The organism is Corynebacterium auris (assembly GCF_030408575.1).
Taxonomy (GTDB): Bacteria; Actinomycetota; Actinomycetes; order Mycobacteriales; family Mycobacteriaceae; genus Corynebacterium; species Corynebacterium auris.
This window is the reverse complement of record NZ_CP047047.1, coordinates 1994428-2012765: the sequence shown is the minus strand read 5'-3', so window position 1 is coordinate 2012765 and position 18338 is coordinate 1994428. Positions and strand designations below refer to the sequence as shown.

15 protein-coding genes are annotated in these 18338 nt (G+C 68.0%); 9 read left to right on the top strand and 6 right to left on the bottom strand.

Features of this window, described 5'->3' with window-relative positions; genetic code table 11:
- The first annotated feature begins 2 nt into the window (after positions 1-2).
- On the top strand, positions 3-1154 hold the full coding sequence (locus CAURIS_RS09660; RefSeq protein ID WP_290341839.1) for a hypothetical protein: 1152 nt from the start codon (positions 3-5) through the stop codon (positions 1152-1154).
- 284 nt (positions 1155-1438) lie between these two features.
- On the top strand, positions 1439-2986 hold the full coding sequence (gene lysS / locus CAURIS_RS09655; RefSeq protein WP_290341838.1) for a lysine--tRNA ligase: 1548 nt from the start codon (positions 1439-1441) through the stop codon (positions 2984-2986).
- A 19-nt stretch (positions 2987-3005) separates the two neighbouring features.
- On the opposite strand, the gene CAURIS_RS09650 is transcribed toward lysS, so the two are convergent.
- Complete coding sequence (locus tag CAURIS_RS09650) at positions 3006-4541, bottom strand: flavin-containing monooxygenase (protein WP_290341837.1); 1536 nt, start codon at positions 4539-4541, stop codon at positions 3006-3008.
- A gap of 7 nt (positions 4542-4548) precedes the next feature.
- The gene (locus CAURIS_RS09645; RefSeq protein ID WP_290341835.1) at positions 4549-5397 is read right to left on the bottom strand and encodes an alpha/beta fold hydrolase; all 849 of its coding nucleotides are present in this window, start codon (positions 5395-5397) and stop codon (positions 4549-4551) included.
- Positions 5398-5612: 215 nt separating this feature from the next.
- On the opposite strand from CAURIS_RS09645, the gene CAURIS_RS09640 reads away from it, so the two are divergent.
- The 3 genes from CAURIS_RS09640 (at position 5613) to CAURIS_RS09630 (ending at position 10535) form a co-directional block, all read left to right on the top strand.
- On the top strand, positions 5613-6374 hold the full coding sequence (locus tag CAURIS_RS09640) for an IclR family transcriptional regulator (RefSeq protein ID WP_290341834.1): 762 nt from the start codon (positions 5613-5615) through the stop codon (positions 6372-6374).
- A 10-nt stretch (positions 6375-6384) separates the two neighbouring features.
- A complete protein-coding gene (locus CAURIS_RS09635) occupies positions 6385-7644 on the top strand; it encodes a glycosyltransferase family 87 protein (RefSeq protein ID WP_290341833.1) in 1260 nt (419 codons plus the stop codon).
- Positions 7645-7784: 140 nt separating this feature from the next.
- Positions 7785-10535, top strand: coding sequence for an ATP-dependent Clp protease ATP-binding subunit (locus CAURIS_RS09630; protein WP_290341832.1), 2751 nt, complete (start codon positions 7785-7787; stop codon positions 10533-10535).
- Positions 10536-10599: 64 nt separating this feature from the next.
- Here the strand turns inward: CAURIS_RS09630 and CAURIS_RS09625 are convergent, their stop codons facing one another.
- Positions 10600-11916, bottom strand: coding sequence for a lipase family protein (locus CAURIS_RS09625; protein WP_290341830.1), 1317 nt, complete (start codon positions 11914-11916; stop codon positions 10600-10602).
- 582 nt (positions 11917-12498) lie between these two features.
- Here CAURIS_RS09625 and CAURIS_RS09620 point away from each other — a divergent pair.
- Positions 12499-13899 (top strand): hypothetical protein, encoded by a 1401-nt coding sequence (locus CAURIS_RS09620; RefSeq protein WP_290341829.1) that lies wholly within the window; start codon positions 12499-12501, stop codon positions 13897-13899.
- Positions 13900-13976: 77 nt separating this feature from the next.
- Here CAURIS_RS09620 and zupT read toward each other — a convergent pair whose 3' ends face one another.
- Positions 13977-14759: a zinc transporter ZupT gene (zupT, locus tag CAURIS_RS09615; RefSeq protein WP_290341827.1), complete on the bottom strand. Its 783-nt coding sequence runs from the start codon at positions 14757-14759 to the stop codon at positions 13977-13979.
- A gap of 43 nt (positions 14760-14802) precedes the next feature.
- On the opposite strand from zupT, the gene CAURIS_RS09610 reads away from it, so the two are divergent.
- The gene (locus CAURIS_RS09610) at positions 14803-14973 is read left to right on the top strand and encodes a DUF4236 domain-containing protein (protein WP_290341826.1); all 171 of its coding nucleotides are present in this window, start codon (positions 14803-14805) and stop codon (positions 14971-14973) included.
- Here the strand turns inward: CAURIS_RS09610 and CAURIS_RS09605 are convergent.
- Positions 14952-15839, bottom strand: a complete 888-nt coding sequence (locus CAURIS_RS09605; protein ID WP_290341825.1) for an HhH-GPD family protein — start codon at positions 15837-15839, stop codon at positions 14952-14954. The genes CAURIS_RS09610 and CAURIS_RS09605 overlap by 22 nt on opposite strands.
- Between CAURIS_RS09605 and CAURIS_RS09600 the strand changes: the two genes are divergently transcribed.
- Together CAURIS_RS09600 and CAURIS_RS09595 are read left to right on the top strand one after the other, a co-directional pair.
- Entirely contained in the window at positions 15838-16446 is a 609-nt protein-coding gene (locus tag CAURIS_RS09600) for a carbonic anhydrase (protein ID WP_290341824.1), read from the top strand. The genes CAURIS_RS09605 and CAURIS_RS09600 overlap by 2 nt on opposite strands.
- 17 nt (positions 16447-16463) lie before the next feature.
- Entirely contained in the window at positions 16464-17165 is a 702-nt protein-coding gene (locus CAURIS_RS09595; protein ID WP_290341823.1) for a hypothetical protein, read from the top strand.
- A gap of 105 nt (positions 17166-17270) precedes the next feature.
- Here CAURIS_RS09595 and disA read toward each other — a convergent pair whose 3' ends face one another.
- Positions 17271-18338 (bottom strand): DNA integrity scanning diadenylate cyclase DisA, encoded by a 1068-nt coding sequence (gene disA / locus CAURIS_RS09590; RefSeq protein ID WP_290341822.1) that lies wholly within the window; start codon positions 18336-18338, stop codon positions 17271-17273.

Sequence of the window (18338 nt, the reverse complement as noted above, 5' to 3'; positions counted from 1 at the left end):
CCGTGGATGACAAATCGCTGACCGCCGCTGGCTACACCGGCCTCGAGGAAGCCGGCCGCACGGAGACGTCTACGCTGTACACCGCGCGGACGGCGAGCGGGCCGGCAGAAATCGAGGTGTTCAACATCCCGCTCTCGCCCGCGGCGGCGAAGGAAGCCACTTACACGGCGAAGGACCTCAAGCGCGCGGACCTGCCCGGAGTGTTCGCCCCGCGCGCGAGCGGGGTGACGGACCAGGGGCGCCTCTACGTGGCCCGCGACGTCGCGGAGGGGGTGCCGCTTCGCACGATGGCACGGGAGCACTTCGCGGCGGAGGGGCATTTCAGCCCGGCCGAGGTGCGTACGCTCCTCGGGCCGGTCGCGGAGGCGATCGATAGCTACGGCGAGAAGGGCTGGGCGGGGTTTATCGCCCGCTCGATCACGCTCGAGAATCTGCTCGCGCAGCCGGGTGCGGCGCAGGCGCCGGTGAAGCTGTCGTTGGTGGGGCCCACCCCCAACTCCGCGGGGGTGTCCCCGCAGCGCAACCGCGCCGCGTTCGTTGACATCGTGGCAGATCTCACGGGCTCGCCTATCGACGCCACCGTGGTCAACGCCTCCCGCACCTGCGTGGGCTACCTGCGGGCGCTTGCCGGGGAGCCGGCTGAGGAGGAGAAGCGGGCGCGCCACCGCGCGCGGCGCGGCGGTTCGGCGTGGCCCTGGATTGCGGCCGCCGTGGTCCTCGCGGTGGTGGCCGGGGCGGCCGTGTGGTGGTACTACAACGGCCGCGGCGAGCAGTGGGAGGGCACGGAGGCCGACATCCAGCAGGCCTACCCGGCGCTCGTCTCGGAGCGCGAGGGCGGCCGGGGGTGGAACGGCCTGCCGTGCGAGTCGGCCGAGCCGGACCCTGGGCAGACCGCGAAGATCCGCTGCGCTGACGCGGAGCTCGGCGTGAGCGTGGCGGCCTTCCCCTCCGGTGTCGAGCGCGACGCGCAGCTGCCCGGCCCGGAGCAAGCGGTCACCCTTGGCGACGGCACCTGCCTGATCGATTCCTTCCGGGTGCCGGAGGCCGATCCGCCGGCTTTCGTGATGGCGCCCGTCGATATGCCCGAGTACTGGGTCCTCATCAACGGCGAGAACGCCGAGGAAGAGCGGCTCAACCTGCCCCTGTGCGGGTAGCGGGCTAGAAGCGGGCGAAGCTGGCCACGGCGGCGAGGCCGTGGGCGGCGCGGGCGCGATTGATGGCGTCGACAAGCTGGCTCTGCCCGACGGCGCTGTGCGCGGCCGGGAGTGCGGGAAGCGGGAAAGTAGAGCTGCCCGCGGGCGTGCCGACGAGCCCGGTAAGAAGCGCGAGGGCGTCGGGGCCGGGGTACGCGGCAGCGTGGGCACAGGCGCCTCACATTCTAGCGCCCTACCCGCGCCCGGTTCCTGCTCCCCGCGCGCAGCGACTACTCTAAGTGGGCGTGACTACCCAGGACCTTTCAGAGCAGCAACAGTTCCGCCGCGCGAAGCGCCAGAAGCTCATCGACTCGGGCCGTGAGGCCTACCCGGTCGTCGTCGACCGGACGGACTCGCTGAGCGAGATCCGCGCCCGCTACGCCGTTGTCGCCGAGGGCGAGACGGCGCCCGACGGCACGGTTGCGCTCGCGGCGGGGGAGGAGACGCAGGACACCGTGGCGGTGGCCGGGCGCGTGATGTTCAAGCGCGACACGGGCAAGCTCTGCTTCGCCACGCTGCAGGAGGGCGCCGGTGCGCAGCTGCAGGTCATGCTCTCCCTCGCCGAGGTGGGAGAGGAGGCGCTGGCGAGCTGGAAGGAGGATGTCGATCTGGGCGACATCGTCTCCGTGCGCGGCCGCGTCATCGCGTCGCGCCGCGGCGAGCTGTCGGTCATGGCGCAGTCCTGGCACATGGCGGCCAAGGCGCTGCGCCCGCTGCCGGTGGCGTTCGCGGACATGAACGAGGAGCAGCGGGTGCGCCACCGCTACACGGACCTCATCATGCGCCAGGAGGCCCGCGAGAACGCCATGACCCGCATTAAGGTCATCGCGGCGGTGCGCAAGTACCTGACCGGCCTTGACTTCGTCGAGGTGGAAACGCCCATGCTCCAGACCCTGCACGGCGGCGCGGCGGCGCGGCCCTTCGTCACCCACTCCAACGCGCTTGACATCGACCTTTACCTGCGCATCGCCCCCGAGCTCTACCTGAAGCGCTGCGTGGTCGGCGGCATCGAGCGCGTTTTCGAGATCAACCGCAACTTTCGCAACGAGGGCGTCGACTCCTCGCACTCGCCGGAGTTCACGATGCTGGAGACCTACCAGGCGTGGGGCACCTACAAGGACTGCGCCGAGATGATCAAGGGTCTGGTCCAGTTCACCGCCCGCGAGGTCTTCGGCTCCACGCAGGTCACGCTTGCCGACGGCACCCCCTACGACCTCGGCGGCGAGTGGCAGGTGTTGGAGATGTACCCCTCCCTCAACGAGGCACTGCAGCGCAAGTATCCGGGCCAGCCGGAGGTGACTGTCGAGTCCTCCGTGGAGGAGCTCACGGCGATCGCCGAGGTGATTGGCCTGAAGGTGCCGGTCAACGCGGGCTGGCTGCACGGCAAGCTGGTGGAGGAGATCTGGGAGCACCTCTGCTCCGACCAGCTCTACGCCCCGACCTTCGTCACCAACTTCCCGGTCGAGACGTCCCCGCTCACGCGCGACCACCGCGACAAGCCGGGTGTGACCGAGAAGTGGGACCTCTACGTGCGCGGTTTCGAGCTGGCCACCGGCTATTCGGAGCTGGTCGACCCGGTGATCCAGCGCGCCCGCTTCGAGGACCAGGCCCGCCTGGCCGCGCACGGCGACGACGAGGCGATGGTGCTCGACGAGGACTTCCTCGCCGCGATGGAGCAGGGCATGCCCCCGACGGCGGGCACGGGCATGGGCATCGACCGCCTGCTCATGGCCCTGACCGGCCTGGGCATCCGGGAGACGGTGCTGTTCCCGATGGTTCGCCCGGAGGCCTGAGCAGGCCGGTGTAACGCGTTTAGGCGTAGGTGACCGCGAAGCGCTCCGGGTTAAACGGCTCCACGCGCGAGCGGAAGTCGTAGGACAGCCCGGGCCACAGCGCCGTGAGCGTGCCGGTGCGGCGGTCGAGGTACCAGGCCCCGCAGCCGCCGCCATCGACCCAGACGGTGCCCTCGGTGATCTCCTTGAGCTGCCGGTTCCACTCTTCCTGGGCGGCGTCGGTGACGTCGATAGTGGCCACGTTGTTGTTGACGGCCCAGGTGAGCAGGTCGGCGGCGTTGGCGCTTTGCGACTCGATGACGTAGATAATCGTGTTGTGCCCCAGCCCGGTGTTGCGCGCGTTGAGCGCGATAAGGTTGGGAAAGCCCTGCTCGTGCATGGTCAGGGTGGGCACCCCGCCGTCGCCCCACACCTCGGAGAGGGTGCGCCCGTCGGTGCCGGTGACGCGGCGGGCGTACAGCGGCTCGGAGACGTCGAACCCGGTGCAGAAGACGATGACGTCGACCTCGTAGCTGCGCCCGTCCGCGCTGGTGAGCGTGTTACCGTCGACGGAGGCGAGCGCGGAGGGCTCGAGCGTGACGTGCTCCAGGTTCATCGCGGGGTAGAAGTCGTCGCTGAAGAGGATGCGCTTGCAGCCGACGTTGTAGTCGGGGGTCAGTGCCTCGCGGGTCTCGGGGTCGGTGACGGTGCTGCGGTGCTTGTCCATCTCGGCGGTGGCGGCCTTAATCATGTCGGGGTCCTGGCGCATGATGGCGTAGCCGGCCTCGGCGTCCCAGAACAGGGAGTCGCGCTCGCGGCGCAGCGCCTCGGGGGAGCGGCGCAACGTGCGCTTTTCGGCCTCGGTGAACTCGCGGTTGTTCTTCGGCATGATCCAGGCCGGGGTGCGCTGGAAGACGGTCACCTCGGAGGCCACCTTGGCCACCTCGGGGGCGACCTGGATGGCGGAGGCGCCGGTGCCGATGACGGCGACGCGCTTGCCGGCAAGGTCGACGGAGTCGTCCCACTTCGCGGAGTGGAGGATCTCGCCGGTGAAGGTGTCCACGCCCTCGATGCTGGGCACCTGGGGATCGACGAGGTGGCCTGTGGCGGTGACCAGGAAGGTGCAGCGGTAGGTGCCGTTGTTGGTCTCCACGATCCACTGGGAGCCGTCGAAACGCGCGGACTCCATGTCCGTGTTCCCGCGGAAGTGCTGTTTTAGGCCCTCCTGGTTGGCGGTGTCCTGCAGGTATTCCAGGATCTCGGCGCCGGGGCTGTAGGCGTGGGACCAGTCCGGGTTGGGGCGGAAGCCCAGAGAGTAGATGTGGCTGGGCAGGTCGCAGGCGACGCCGGGGTAGAGGTTGGTCAGCCAGCAGCCGCCGAAACCGGCCTCGCGGTCGATGATGAGGAAGTCGTGGAAGCCGCGGGCCTTGAGCATCGCGGACATGGCGACGCCCGAGAAGCCGGCGCCGACGACGAGGACGCGCGCCTCGTTGCCGGTGGGCGGGGTCTGCTCCTCGCGGACGGTCTCGCGGACCAGGTAGGGGTTCGGGGTAAAGGTGTCGGTTGCAGTAGTCATGGTGGGTTTAGCCTTCCGTTTCGGGAACGACGGTGCCGGCGGGGTAGCGCTGCGGCTCGCGGAGGAACAGGTCGATGAGCTGGACGACCTCGGCCGGGCGCTCGAGCACGACCATGTGCCCGGAGGTGACCTCGGTGTAGCGCGAGTCCTCGATGAGGCCGAAGAGTTGCTGGGAGTGGTGGCGCGGGACCATGAAGTCGTCGTGGTTGGCGATGATGAGCGTGGTTGCGGTGACCGTCTCCGCCGCCTCGCGGATGTCCACGCGCGCGTTGAGGTCCATCTGCTTGGCCACGAAGGCGTCGACAGTCAGCGCTTCGACCCCGGCGGAGAACTCCTCGGCGTCGGTCTTGGCCACGTAGACGGGGGAAAAGGCGCACAGGCCCATGAAGCGGCGCACGGTGGCGGGGTTTTCCTCGTAGAGGGTCCGCCACACGCCGTTGCGCAGTCGCTGCTGGTTGTCGGTGGCGGCCCAGCCCGCCACCGGGATGAGGTTTTTCACGCGGCCCTTCTCGGCGGCGGCGACGGCGACGGCCACCACGGCGCCGAGGGAGAAGCCGGCGATGTCGAACTCGGCGTCCGGGCCGATGGCCTCGTTGGTCGTGGCCACGACCTGGCGCACCAGCTCGTCGAGCTCGAGCTTCTCGCCGGGGGTGTCGGCCCAGTCTGCGGCGATGACGCGGCGCTGCCTGGACAGGTGGGGGATGATCTGCCCGAAGTGGCTGGCGGCGGTGCCACCGGTGCCGTGGACGAGAACCAGGGGGCGCTCGCCGTCGCGGGGGTCCACCGTGTCGTGGAGCGTCACCTGGACGCCGTCGACGTCCACGGTGCTCGTTGAAGTTGTCTCGGGAAGTGCCATGATGCCTCCTTGGCGTCTCAGCTGAACTGCGCGGCAATGCTGAACTGCGCGGCATTGCCGTGCGCGGTACGGCAAGAGTGCAATAATGTCCGAATAGTGGAATACGTTCCATCGCATAGAGGGGGCTGGATGTGACTCACATCTCCCTCGCGGGTTGAATCTAGTCAATGTGGGCCGATAGGGCCAGAATTGTGTGAAACGGGGCTGACCGAAGAATGGACAAAGCAGTGGGAGTGCTGGAGCGCAGCCGCATGATCGTGCAGGAGGTCCTCGCCTCTCTGCCCACCGGGATGAGCGTTGCGGGCTGCGCCGCGGCGACGGGCCTGCCCCGCACCACGGTGCACAGGCTGGTCACCGACCTCGAGTCCGTGGGCATCCTCGCCCGCTCCGGGAAAGTGTGGGTGCTCGGCCCCGGTGCGCGCACGTTGGCGGCGCATGCGCCCATGGAGTTTCCCGACGTCTCCCGCCTGCGCCGCCCGGCCCAGCAGCTGGCGGACGTGTCGAGCTTTTCCGTCTACGTCACCGTGATGAGCTTCGGCCGCTGCTACTACCTGCTGCGCGCCGACGGGGACACCCCGATCCGCATCTTCAACGTCGAGGTCGGCGAGTACAAGCGCTTCGGCGAGTCCTTCGCCGGCGTCGCCCTGCTGTCTACGCTGTCGCGCACGCGCCAGGACAATGAGATCGCCACCATCTACGCCAGCCCGCCGCCCTTCCTCGACGCCACCCCCGAGCAGCACACGGCGAGCATCCGCGACCTGCTCGGCCAGATGGACTCCGCCGGCTGGTGCGGGGGCAGCGGCTGGGTCCACGGGGTCGCCGGCATGGCGTGCGTCGTACCGGGCCCGGAGCCCCGCTTCGCGGTCACCATCTCGGGGGTCGAGAGCTTGCTTGACGACGCCAAACGCAGCGCGCTTGCCCCGGCCATGCTCGAGTGCGCGGAGCAGCTTGTCGATGTCATCGGGCTGGTCCGATAACCTAGCGCGCATGCACAACGCACGCGCTCGCCTTCTTTCTGCCACCGCCGCGGCGGTGGGCGGTTCTCTTCCCCTGACGGGGGCGCGGGTGCGTCGATTAGCGATGTGCGCCCTCTGGTTCGTCGCCGCCGTCGGCGTTCTGCGGGCGTGCGTGATCGCCCCGCTGTCGAACGACGGCACCGACTTTCGCCCCATCTGGGACGCCGTGCAGCGCTACGTCAGCGGGGTGCCGGTATACAACGAGGACTACAGCACGCGCGACCCGCACTACCTGTACTCGCCGGGGGGCAACGTCGTGCTGGCCCCGCTGGCGCTGCTGGGGACCTTCGACATCGCCCGCGTGGCCATGATCGCCGCGAACGCCCTGGCCATCGTCGCGGCGCTGTGGATCGTGGCCCGCCTGACCGCCGGGCCGTGGGTGCTGCCGCTGACGCTGGCGACGGTGGGGGTGTTTTTCAATTCGGCGGAGCCGGTCGCCTCGACGCTGACCTACACCAACATCAATGGCCTGCTCTTGCTGGTCATGGTGGTTTTCGTCTGGGCGTGCCTGGTGCTCGAGACAAGCGGGAGCAGGCACCACCGCCAGTTTGCGCGCCCCGAGACCTACCTCGCCGGGCTGCTGGCGGCCTACGCGGTGACGCTGAAACCGCAGTTCGTGGTGCTGTTCGCGGTGCCCTTCCTGCTCTGGCAGTGGCCGGTGCTCATCGTAGGGGTCGCGGCCTACGCCGCGTTCTTCGGCATCGGCTGGGCGACGACAGTCAACGCCCAGTGGTACGTGGAACGCCTTGTGCCGTACCTCGCCGAGCCCCGCAGCTACGACAACGGGGCGCTCGGGGCGGTGCTCGGCGAGCTCGGCGTGGGCGGCGCGGGGCAGACGGCCGTGATCGCCGCCCTGCTCGCGCTGGTGGCCGCGGCCGTCGTGGCGCTGCTCCCACAGCGGAGGGCGGACCCGGTGGTGTGGTCTTTCACCATGCTCGCCGTGCTCTTTTCCGGGGTGTTCCTCGCCGGGGGCTTGCTGCAGGGCTACTACACAATCTGGCTCATCCCCCTCGCCATGACGGTGCTGCGCCGCGCCACCCCCATGCACTGGGTGGGAATGTGGGTGGCGCTTCTGCTGGCGCACGGCGGCCTGGCCGGGTTGTTCCTCGACGGCCCGCTGGGTGACTGGCCCGACAGCTTCGCCCCCACGCTGGGCTGGGTGCTCGTTGTCATTGTCGGTCTTGTGTGGGCCGTGTCCCAGCTGCGCCGGCGGATGAATACTGTTCGCTAGCGGTGAACATGCGCTCTGACCTGCGCTGACGTGCTGGGGTGCGGGCAGCGCCGCGGCAAGGCGGGAAGGGATGTCCGCCGTGGGCGTTATGGTGGATGGCAACTTTTTGCGAACGTCATTTCTGGAGAGAGGGCAGCCACATGTTTGAACGGTTTACTGATCGCGCTCGTCGCGTCATCGTCCTGGCGCAGGAGGAGGCGCGTGCGCTCAACCACAATTACATGGGTACGGAGCACATCCTGCTGGGCCTGATCAAGGAGGGCGAGGGCGTCGCCGCGAAGGCGCTGGAGTCCATGGGCATTAACTTGGAGGACGTGCGCCGTGAGGTCGAAGAGATCATCGGCCACGGTACCCAGCCCGTCACCGGGCACATTCCGTTTACCCCGCGCGCGAAGAAGGTCCTCGAGCTTTCCTTGCGCGAGGGCCTGCAGATGGGTCACAAGTACATCGGCACGGAATTCCTGCTGCTCGGCCTCATCCGTGAGGGCGAGGGCGTGGCGGCGCAGGTGCTGATCAAGCTGGGCGCCGATCTGCCGCGGGTGCGCCAGCAGGTTATCCAGCTTCTTTCCGGCTACGAGGGCGGGGAAGGCCAGAACACTGAGGCCACCCAGCAGGGCGGCGGCGGCTTCGCCGGCGCTGGCACCGGCGGTGGCCCGATGGGCGGCGGCCGCGGCGGCCAGCAGGGCGAGCGCTCGAACTCGCTGGTGCTGGACCAGTTCGGCCGCAACCTCACCGCTGCCGCTCGCGAGGGCAAGCTCGACCCGGTCGTGGGCCGGGAGAAGGAGATCGAGCGGATCATGCAGGTGCTTTCGCGGCGCACCAAGAATAACCCGGTGCTCATCGGCGAGCCCGGCGTGGGCAAGACCGCTGTGGTTGAGGGCTTGGCGCTGGACATTGCCAACGGCAAGGTGCCGGAGACCCTGCGGGACAAGCAGGTGTACTCGCTTGACCTGGGTTCGCTGGTGGCCGGCTCGCGTTACCGAGGTGACTTTGAGGAGCGCCTGAAGAAGGTGCTCAAGGAGATCAACCAGCGCGGCGACATCATCCTGTTTATCGACGAGATCCACACCCTCGTCGGTGCGGGTGCCGCGGAGGGCGCGATCGACGCGGCCTCGTTGCTCAAGCCCAAGCTCGCCCGTGGTGAGCTGCAGACCATTGGTGCGACCACGCTGGACGAATACCGCAAGCACATTGAGAAGGACGCCGCTTTGGAGCGCCGCTTCCAGCCGGTGCAGGTGGACGAACCTTCCGTGGAGAACACCATCACCATCCTCAAGGGCCTGCGCGACCGCTACGAGGCGCATCACCGCGTCTCCTACACCGACGACGCGCTGACCGCGGCCGCGAACCTGTCGGATCGCTACATCAACGACCGTTTCCTGCCGGACAAGGCCGTCGATCTGCTTGACGAGGCGGGCGCGCGGATGCGCATCAAGCGGATGACGGCCCCGGAGAGCCTGCGCGAGGTGGACGAGCGCATCGCCGAGGTGCGCCGGGAGAAGGAAGCGGCCATTGACGCCCAGGACTTCGAGAAGGCGGCGGGCCTGCGCGACGTCGAACGCAGGCTCGGTGAGGAGCGTTCGGAGAAGGAAAAGCAGTGGCGCGACGGCGACCTGGAGGAGATCGCGGAGGTCGGCGAGGAGCAGATCGCGGACGTGCTGGCCAACTGGACCGGCATCCCGGTGTTCAAGCTCACCGAGTCCGAATCCTCCCGCCTGCTCAACATGGAGTCGGAGCTGCACAAGCGCATCATCGGCCAGGACGACGCGGTGCGCGCCATCTCGCGCTCTATCCGCCGTACCCGCGCGGGCCTGAAGGACCCGAAGCGCCCCTCCGGTTCCTTCATCTTCGCCGGCCCGTCCGGTGTGGGTAAGACGGAGCTGTCGAAGGCGCTGGCGGAGTTCCTCTTCGGCGACGATGACGCCCTGATCCAGATCGACATGGGCGAGTTCCACGACCGCTTCACCGCCTCCCGCCTCTTCGGTGCGCCTCCCGGGTACGTCGGCTACGAGGAGGGCGGCCAGCTGACCGAGAAGGTCCGCCGCAAGCCGTTCTCGGTGGTGCTTTTCGACGAGATCGAGAAGGCGCACAAGGAGATCTACAACACGCTGCTGCAGGTGCTTGAAGAGGGCCACGTCACCGACGGGCAGGGGCGCGTGGTGGACTTCAAGAACACCGTGCTCATCTTCACCTCGAACCTGGGCACCGGCGACATCTCCAAGGCCGTGGGTCTCGGTTTCACCGGCAACACGTCCACGGATGCCGACGCGCAGTACGACCGGATGAAGAACAAGGTGCACGACGAGCTGAAGAAGCACTTCCGCCCCGAGTTCCTCAACCGTATCGACGAGATCGTGGTCTTCCGCCAGCTCACGCAGGAAGAGATCGTCCAGATGGTGGATCTGCTCATCGGGCGTGTGGATAAGAACCTGGCGGCCCAGGACATGGGCATCGAGCTGAGCGAGAAGGCGAAGAACCTGCTCGCCGTGCGCGGCTTCGACCCGGTGCTCGGCGCGCGCCCGCTGCGCCGCACCATCCAGCGCGAGATCGAGGATGTTTTGTCCGAGAAGATTCTCTTTGGTGAGATCGGCGCAGGCGAGATCATCTCCGTCGACGTGGATAACTGGGACGGGGACGTGGAGAAAGCACGCGCGGCGCGCGGTAAGGCCGCGGAGGAGGCAACCTTCACCTTCAGCCCGCGCCCGAAGCCGCTTCCGGCCGACGCCTTCGACAACGACCTCGAGGACGCTGAGGTACGCGACGTGGAGGGGGAGAAGGACCCTGAGTCCGTAACGCCGGACGTCCCGGCCACCACCCCGGGCACGGGTGGCGGCAGCGACGACGACGGGGGCCAGAACCCGCCGCCGGCTGGTGCGGGCCAGCCGCTCTAAGGCCCCCGAAGAACCAAGCCCCAGCTCAACCGGCTGGGGCTTTGGTGTGTGCGGGGAAAGTGGTTTAAAACTGGCCGCAGTTGGAGGCTGCCGGGGCGCCGTGGAAGCGGTCGTTGATCCACTGGAAGGAGGGCAGCGCCTGGGTGAAGATGCCCACGGCGTGGTTGAGGCCGATCTTGAGGCCGGGGGTTAGGGCGGGGATATTTTCGTTGAGCAGGGCGGCGGGGGCCCCGGCGGCGCAGTAGTCCCGGGCCAGCTGGATGGCCTGTGGGCTGGGGACGAGGTCATCGCTGCCGCCCGTGCTCACGAGGATCGGGGTGGTGGGGGAGCGTCTGCCCAGGTTCTGTGCTGCGAAGATCTCTTTCACCTCCGGCTCGCGGGCGGCGATCTCTCCGAGCGACTCCCCGGTGGAGCTCAAGGCGCGCGTGTCCGTCATGCCCCAGCGCAGCGCGCCGTCGACGATGCAGGAGTCTGCGGTGTCGGCGAGGAAGGCGCGGCCGCGCTGGTTCAGGTAGGGCTCGACGATGTCGCGCAGTTCGGGGTAGCGCTCCTGCCAGCCGGCCAGGGCGTAGCCGAGGACGGCGACGATGGCGGAATTGTCCACGCCCTCCATGGTGGCGAAGAGGTCGGCGGGTGGGGCGCCGGCGAAGGTGCCGCGCAGGTTGAGCTCGGGGGCGTAGATGGGGTGCAGCTCGGCGGCGGCCGCGGCGGCCCCGCCGCCCTGCGAGTAGCCGTAGAAAGCGACGGGGTCGCCGGCGGGGACGACGGCGCGGGCGGCGTCGAGGACGGCGTGGCCCTCCTCGTCGTGGAGCACGTAGGTGTGGGCGCCGGGGGTGCCCAGCCCGATGTAGTCTACGACGACGACCCGCGCGCCCATGAGGGCGGCCGCGTGGTAGCTGGCCAGCTCGTAGTTGACGCCCACCGACGGCCCGGCGACGTCGATCTGGCCTGTCAGCCACGGTCCGCGGGAGGGGGCGCAGGCGTCGCCGGAGCCGCGGGTGCCGGGGGCGAAGACGACCGTGGGGGTCGGGCCGGGACCCTGCCACGGGGTCGCGGGCTGGATAACAAAGCCTGAGGTGGCTACCGGCTCGCCGTGGACGGTGGTGGAGGTGTAGAGGATCTTTTCCGCGTAGCCCGGGAAGTCGGGGCCGAGGATGTTGAGCAGGTGCGGCGCGGGCTGGGTGCGTAGCAGGGTGCCGGGGGCGCCGAGGTTGGTGACCGGGTCGTCGTAAAAGGGGTCGTAGCCGGCCAGCGGGTTTCCGGCGGGGGTGGACTGGGCGTGGCGCAGGCCGTCGATAAGCGGCTGCGCGTGCGCTGGGGCGAGACTCAGGGCGATCGCGGCGGCCCCGGTGAGGACAGCGAGGCAGGTTCGTGTCAGCATGCCCGAAGCTTACTGGGTAGAAGCTGGCGGCGGGCGGTGTTTTGTGGATCGTTGGGGCGGGCGCGCTGGGTTGGTCAGTAGCGCCATTGTGGTTCGCACGCGCCTTCGTCTCGCGCGCGGGGCGGGGATTGGCGGGAGTTCGAGGGGGCGCGGCGCGGTGCGATGACGAGGGAGTACGGCTGTTTTCCAATAATTAAACGGCCTAAATAGTGTGAAAATAATATCAATAGGGGAACGTACGTTCACGTATAAGCACTTAACTATTCGTTAAAAAGAATAAAACAGAGGCGAAAGTATGATTATTCACTCAGGTTAGGAACGGTGGCCCAAAACGGCAGGTAAGCGAAACTCTTTTGTGTCGAGGCGGTAAACACATCGTTAAACCCTTGGCGTATGATACGCCTACGCTTGCGGAAAGATAAAAGCACTCGTAACGTCTCCGGCAACGGAGCCGATTTGTGGATGAGGCCTTCACAGGAACCAATCCTCTAGTCCCGTTGTTTCCGGATAAGTTCCGGTTAAGTTCGAGCCGAGACGGTACGTCTGGGTTACATTCACCTACTACTCTCTGGGAGTACTCACATGTTCAAGAACCGTGTCCGCACCGCCGCGCTGGCTGGTGCAATCGCAGTAGCAACCGGTGTTTCTGGCCTCGCTGTCCCGGCCAACGCTCAGACCACCCCCCAGACCGGCAACGGTCAGAACGTCGCCGACGGCTCCCTCCCGGGCGGCGGCAACGAGCACAACAACGCCCCCGCTGTGGGCGAGGTCAAGGCCGCCGACGTGCTGCGCAATGAGGCCAACGCCGATGCGGCCGCCGTCCGCGCGCACGAGTTCCTCAAGCTGAGCCCGTACGAGTTGGTGCCCATTGAGGCCGAGCTCGAGGCGCAGGCGAAGGCGAAGGAAGCCGAGGTGACCGCACTGCTGAACAAGGCAGTCAAGACCCTCAACGACATCAACGCCACCCTCACGGCCGTCAAGAAGGAAACCCAGGCCGCCAACGAGGCGTGGGCCAAGTACGCCACCGCCGTCACCCTCACCGTCTCGGAGAGGGACGCGCTGGCCGCCTACGCGCGGAGCATCAATGCTCCGGCCGACATCATCGCGGCCATCGAGAACCTCGACGCCGTGTCCCTGTCGGCGGTGGATAAGGGCTACGTCGCCGAGGTCAACCGCATTGCAAACAGCGAAGAGTCCGTGGCGAAGTTCGAGGCTCTGCGCGCCGTACTGGCCAGCTACATCGAGACCGAGAAGGAGGACGAGGAGGACATCGACAACTCCAACAAGGCGTCGGCCATCAACAACCGCCTCTTCGGCTACCTCGAGGGCTGGGACAACCGCAACAACCTGAAGCGCGACGCCATCCAGAAGACCGAGACCGCGACGAGCCGCAACATCATCGTTCTTCAGGAGGCGTTCGACCGCGCCGCCAAGAACGTGCGCGCCCTGCGCGTGATCCAGGCGTACTACGGCTTCGGCGTTCGCTGGCTCGACCTGTACGAGAACGACACGATCGTCGAGGCCGAAAACACCACCATCCGCACCGAGTACCAGAACTTCCTGTTCCCGACTCTGGAGGACCTCGCCGTCGCGGCGCACGCGAACGTGGACGCCAACTCCAAGGCCTGGGAAAACCAGGCGCAGCGGATCCGCCTGCTTGACAGGAAGTACCGCACGGACGCGCCGACCACGGGCGGTGCCGACAAGGCCAAGGAAGCTGAGACGGCCCGTCTCCAGGACGAGGTCAAACGCCTCGCCGACGAGGTTGCAAAGCTCCGTGAGGGCGGCAACAACCAGACCCCGCCCCCCGGTAACAACCCCGGCACGGGCAGCGGCTCCTCCAACCTGGCCCTGGGCTCCTCGGGCGCAGGGATCCCCGCCCCTGGTGCCACCGTGGGCATCGTCGCGGTCGTGCTGGCGATCCTCGGCGGTATCGCCGCGGCTGCCTTCCCGCACATCCAGCAGTTCCTGCCCAAGTTCTAAGGCGGTAACCGCGAAGCGCTAAGCGCGAGTTAAAACCACCCGGACACCGGGTGGTTTTTTCGTGCGCTGGAAGCGCGTTACCCGGGCAAAAGTGCCAGGCTCAGCGCCATGACCGCCATGCCCGCCACGACGCCGTAGACGGAATGGTGGTGGTGCCCGGTGTGAATGGCACTGGGCAAAAGCTTGTCAAAGCTGATGAACACCATGATTCCGGCGACGGCGGCGAAGGACAGCCCCAAGGTCGACGGGCCGAGGAAAGGAAGAAGCAGGAGGAACCCGACGAGGGCGCCGGCGGGCTCGGCAAGGCCCGAAAGCGTGGCCCATCCGGCGGCGCGCCACCGTCGGCCGGTGGCCTCGCGCAGCGGGGCGGCCACGGCGATGCCCTCGGGGATGTTGTGGATGGCGATGGCAAGCGCGATCGGCGCGGCCAGGACGGGGTCCGCCAGCGCGGACATGAAGCTGGCAAAGCCTTCCGGGAAGTTGTGCAGCGCGATCGCCACCGCGGTCAGCGCCCCCGCCCTGGCCAGGTTGGGGGCGTTGGTGGAGTCGTGTTCCTCGTGGGGGTTGACCTCCTCGGGTACCAACCAATCGATGAGCGCGATAACCCCCACCCCGCCGAAAAACGCTGCAACGGCAGGCCATTCGCCGACCTGCTCGGCGGCCTCGGGCAGCATCTCCACCAGAGAGATGTAGACCATCACGCCGGAAGAAAACCCCAGCGCCCCGGCCAGAAACCGGTTCGAGGGCGCGGACTTCAGGGCAACGAACACCCCGCCGACGCCCGTTGACAAACCGGCGAGCATGGAGATGGAAAGTGCCAGCGCCACCGCGCCCCAGTCGTAACCCGCCAACGTGTCCATAGCCTCAGATGATAGTCGGCGCCCGACGCTACACTCAATCCCCATGGGAATCCAGTACCGGAAGAGAAAGAAGCTGGGCAAAAAATCGTGGCTGAACCTATCGGGTTCGGGCGCGTCGGCCTCGACGAAGATCGGCCCCGTCACCCTCAATTCGCGCGGCGGCGTGTGGGTGAACCTACCGGGCGGGCTGTCCTACCGGGGCAGGTGGAAATAGCCCCGCTCGTCCTGCTCGGCGAGGTGGTCGGCCAGGAGGGAGTACAGCGCGCGTGAAAGCTGCACCTTGTCGGGCCAGAGCACGTCGATCGCGGCGGCGGCGACAGGCGAGTCCGCCTCGCGCAGAAGCTTCATGATCTTGCCGCGCACCTGGCGGTCCGTGCCCGCGAACTTCTGCACCTTCTTTTTCTTCAGCTCTTCCTCGGTCGGCGACGGCCTACCGGCGGCCACCCAGGCGCACCCGGCCTCGAGGGGGCACTGCCCGCAGCGCGGGTTCGTGGCGGTGCACACGAGCGCGCCGAGCTCCATCAGCCCAGCGGAAAAAACCGGTCCATCCACCTCGGGGAGCAGTGCGGCGACGTCCGCAATCTCGCCTTTCCTCGGCGCGGCCAGAAACGCCCCTTCCTGCGCCCGCGCGTAGATGCGCCGCACGTTCGTGTCCACCACCGCCACGTTCTTGCCGTAGGCGAAGCACGCCACGGCCCGCGCCGTGTAATCGCCAACCCCGGGCAGGGCGAGCAGCTCCTCGACGCTGTCGGGCACGGCGCCAGCATGCTTATCGACGATCACCCGGGCGCACTCCAGAAGCCTCAGCGCCCTGCGCGGGTACCCCAGCGTCCCCCAGGCCCGCAGCACCTCGTCGGTGCCGGCCGCCGCGAAATCCCGCGGGGTGGGCCAGCGCGCGATCCACTCTTGCCACACCGGCGCGACCCGCGCCACGGGGGTCTGGTGGCTCATGACCTCGGACAACAGCACCCCCCACGGGGTGGTCCCCGGCGCGCGCCACGGCAGCGCCCGCGCGTTGTCCCGGTAGTAGCGGATCACTTGTTCCTGTTCAATCACGATGGGTGCAACAATAGTGCCCATGACAGCAGCAACCTCACCCGCCACCGTGTGGCACCAGCTCCTCGAGGGCAACGCCCGCTTCGCCGACGACTCCGTGGAACGCCCCCACTCCGGCCGTGACCGCCGCGAGGAGCTGCGCGGCGGCCAAGCGCCCGTGGCGGCCGTGTTGTCCTGCTCGGATTCACGGGTGCCCGTCGAGATGCTTTTCGACGCCGGACTCGGCGACATCTTCGTCATCCGCACCGCCGGAGGCTGCGTCGACGCGGCGGTCTCCGGCTCGCTCGACTTCGCCGTCGAAACCCTTGGCGTCAAGCTGGTCATCGTGCTCAGCCATGAGGCGTGCGGTGCCATCGGCGCGGCCATTAATGCCGTCGATAAGGCAGAAATTCCCATCGGGCTGCAGCGCGTCTTCGTGGAGAAGATCGCCCCGAGCGTGATCGCCGCGAAGGCCCGCGGCCGCGACGCGCGCGCCGAGGTGGAAAAGGAACACGCCGGGATCACCGCCGAGCACCTCATCGACCGCATCCCCGCCATCCAGGCGGGAGTCGCCGAGGGCACCCTGGGTGTCGTCGCGGCGCGCTACCGTCTCGAAGACGGCCGCGTCGAGACAGTATCCCAGCGCCTCTAGCGTCTAAGGTTGTGTGCGTGACGTACCGCCCTTCAGACCCGAGGAAAGACCACAGGCCCCTCCCGCCGGAGATCTACCAGCGCCGCCGCGTCGCCGCGCTGGTGATCCTGCTGGTCCTCATTGGCCTGGTCATCTGGGGCCTGACCGCCTTCGCCCGCTCCGGGTCTGGGCCCGCCTCCTCCGAGGAAGCCAGCGCGCCCGCGACGGAGAACATCACCACCGAGCCCACAGTGCAGGCCCCCGGTGAGACGGAAACAACCAGCGCGGAAACGCCCGAGCCCGCGGAAACGCCCGAACCCGCGGAAACCGCGCCCGCCACCCAAGCCACCTGCGAGCTGACGGACCTGCGGATCACTGCGCGCACCGACGCCCCGAGCTACGGCCCCGGCGAACAGCCCGCCTTCTACATGACGGTGGACAACCCCACCAACGTCGACTGCGTCATCGACCTCAACGAGCAGCAGCTGCGCTTCGAGGTCTACGACATGGCCACCAACCAGCGCGTCTGGTCTGACACGGACTGCCACCCGCCGGTCGTCACCGGACAGGAGACCTTCGCCCCGAACGAGCCCCGCGACTTCGAGGCCATCTGGTCGCGCATGGACTCGCAGCCCGGCGAGTGCGCCGACCGCCAGGAGGCGCCGGACGGCTCCTACTTCCTGCACGCCGTCATCGGCGACCACGCCTCCGACCCGGTGGACTTCACCCTGCGGTCGTAGTTTTTTGGGGTCGACTAGGGGGCGCTAAACCCCGGGTCTTGGTCGACCGCAGCGAAAACCAGAACCCCAGAACGCTGCACGCCAGCGAAACCCACCGGCCGACGATCAGGTGAAGCGCCGCAGCCCGTCGTAGATGTGGCGCGCCCAGAGGGGGGAGACGTTGTCGGCTGCGACGATGTCGTCGAGGCTGGCGGCGATAAGGGCGGGTAGCTCTCCGAAGGTGCCCACGAGGCGGTCCATGAGGAAGGTGGGTACCCGGGGTATGCGCGACAGGGCGCGGTAGCCGCGCGGGGTGACGTCCTGCATCAGGTTTTCCTCCGTGGCGGGAAGTCCGAGTGCGCGGGCGAGGGTGGCGGAGTTGAGTAGTTGCGAGTCGGGCAGCTCTGCCAGCGAGCGCAGCACCTGGTCCACGTGTTCGGCGTCGGGGATGGTGGGGGCGGCGACGTAGTCGCGTACCAGCATCCCGATCTCGTTGACGGACCCGCGCAGTTCGCTCAGCTGGAGGGTGAGCTGGCGGGCGTCGACGCCGAGCTCGACGATGTATTCGTCCATGTCGTTGGCGGCGCGTTCGAGCATGATTTGGCGCTGCAGGACGTTGAGCACGTCGCTGACGGTGGCGTAGTTGTTCATTTCGGCGACGAAGAGTCGCTGGTTGGCCAGGTCGAGGCGGGTGCGGTAGCGCTCCACCGTGGACAGGGCCTGGTTGGCGCGCTGCATGAGCACGGTGGGCTCCTCCATGAGGTGGCGCTGGCCGTCGGCGTAGAGGGTGAGGGTGTTCATGGAGGCGGAGACACTCACGACGGGGACCCCGGATTGCAGGGCGGTTCGTTCGGCGGCGCGGTGGCGGGTGCCCGATTCGGCGGTGGGGTAGGTGGGGGAGGGCACCAGCTGGACGTTGGCGCGTAAGAGGCGCGTGGCGTCGGCGGAGAGGATGACGGCGCCGTCCATCTTGCACAGCTCGCGTAGCAGGGTGGGCTGGAAGGGGACGTCGAAGGTGATGCCGCCGTCGCAAAGCTCGACTACCTCGGGGCCGTCACCGATGACGATGAGGCCGCCGGTGTGACCGCGCTGGACGCGCTCGAGACCCTCACGCAGCGGGGTGCCGGGGGCCAGGCGTTTCAGGGTGTCGCGGAGCTTATTCCTGGAAGCGGGCACAGGCACAGTCTCGGTCAT

Bases quoted from the DNA above. Each gene is read 5' to 3' on its own strand.
- CAURIS_RS09620 (WP_290341829.1), top strand. From the start codon at position 12,499: ATGTTCAAGAACCGTGTCCGCACCGCCGCGCTGGCTGGTGCAATCGCA.
- CAURIS_RS09600 (WP_290341824.1), top strand. From the start codon at position 15,838: ATGACAGCAGCAACCTCACCCGCCACCGTGTGGCACCAGCTCCTCGAG.
- CAURIS_RS09640 (WP_290341834.1), top strand. From the start codon at position 5,613: ATGGACAAAGCAGTGGGAGTGCTGGAGCGCAGCCGCATGATCGTGCAG.
- CAURIS_RS09645 (WP_290341835.1), bottom strand. From the start codon at position 5,397: ATGGCACTTCCCGAGACAACTTCAACGAGCACCGTGGACGTCGACGGC.
- disA (WP_290341822.1), bottom strand. From the start codon at position 18,338: ATGACCGAGACTGTGCCTGTGCCCGCTTCCAGGAATAAGCTCCGCGAC.
- CAURIS_RS09625 (WP_290341830.1), bottom strand. From the start codon at position 11,916: ATGCTGACACGAACCTGCCTCGCTGTCCTCACCGGGGCCGCCGCGATC.
- CAURIS_RS09630 (WP_290341832.1), top strand. From the start codon at position 7,785: ATGTTTGAACGGTTTACTGATCGCGCTCGTCGCGTCATCGTCCTGGCG.
- CAURIS_RS09650 (WP_290341837.1), bottom strand. From the start codon at position 4,541: ATGACTACTGCAACCGACACCTTTACCCCGAACCCCTACCTGGTCCGC.
- CAURIS_RS09610 (WP_290341826.1), top strand. From the start codon at position 14,803: ATGGGAATCCAGTACCGGAAGAGAAAGAAGCTGGGCAAAAAATCGTGG.
- CAURIS_RS09635 (WP_290341833.1), top strand. From the start codon at position 6,385: ATGCACAACGCACGCGCTCGCCTTCTTTCTGCCACCGCCGCGGCGGTG.
- CAURIS_RS09605 (WP_290341825.1), bottom strand. From the start codon at position 15,839: ATGGGCACTATTGTTGCACCCATCGTGATTGAACAGGAACAAGTGATC.
- zupT (WP_290341827.1), bottom strand. From the start codon at position 14,759: ATGGACACGTTGGCGGGTTACGACTGGGGCGCGGTGGCGCTGGCACTT.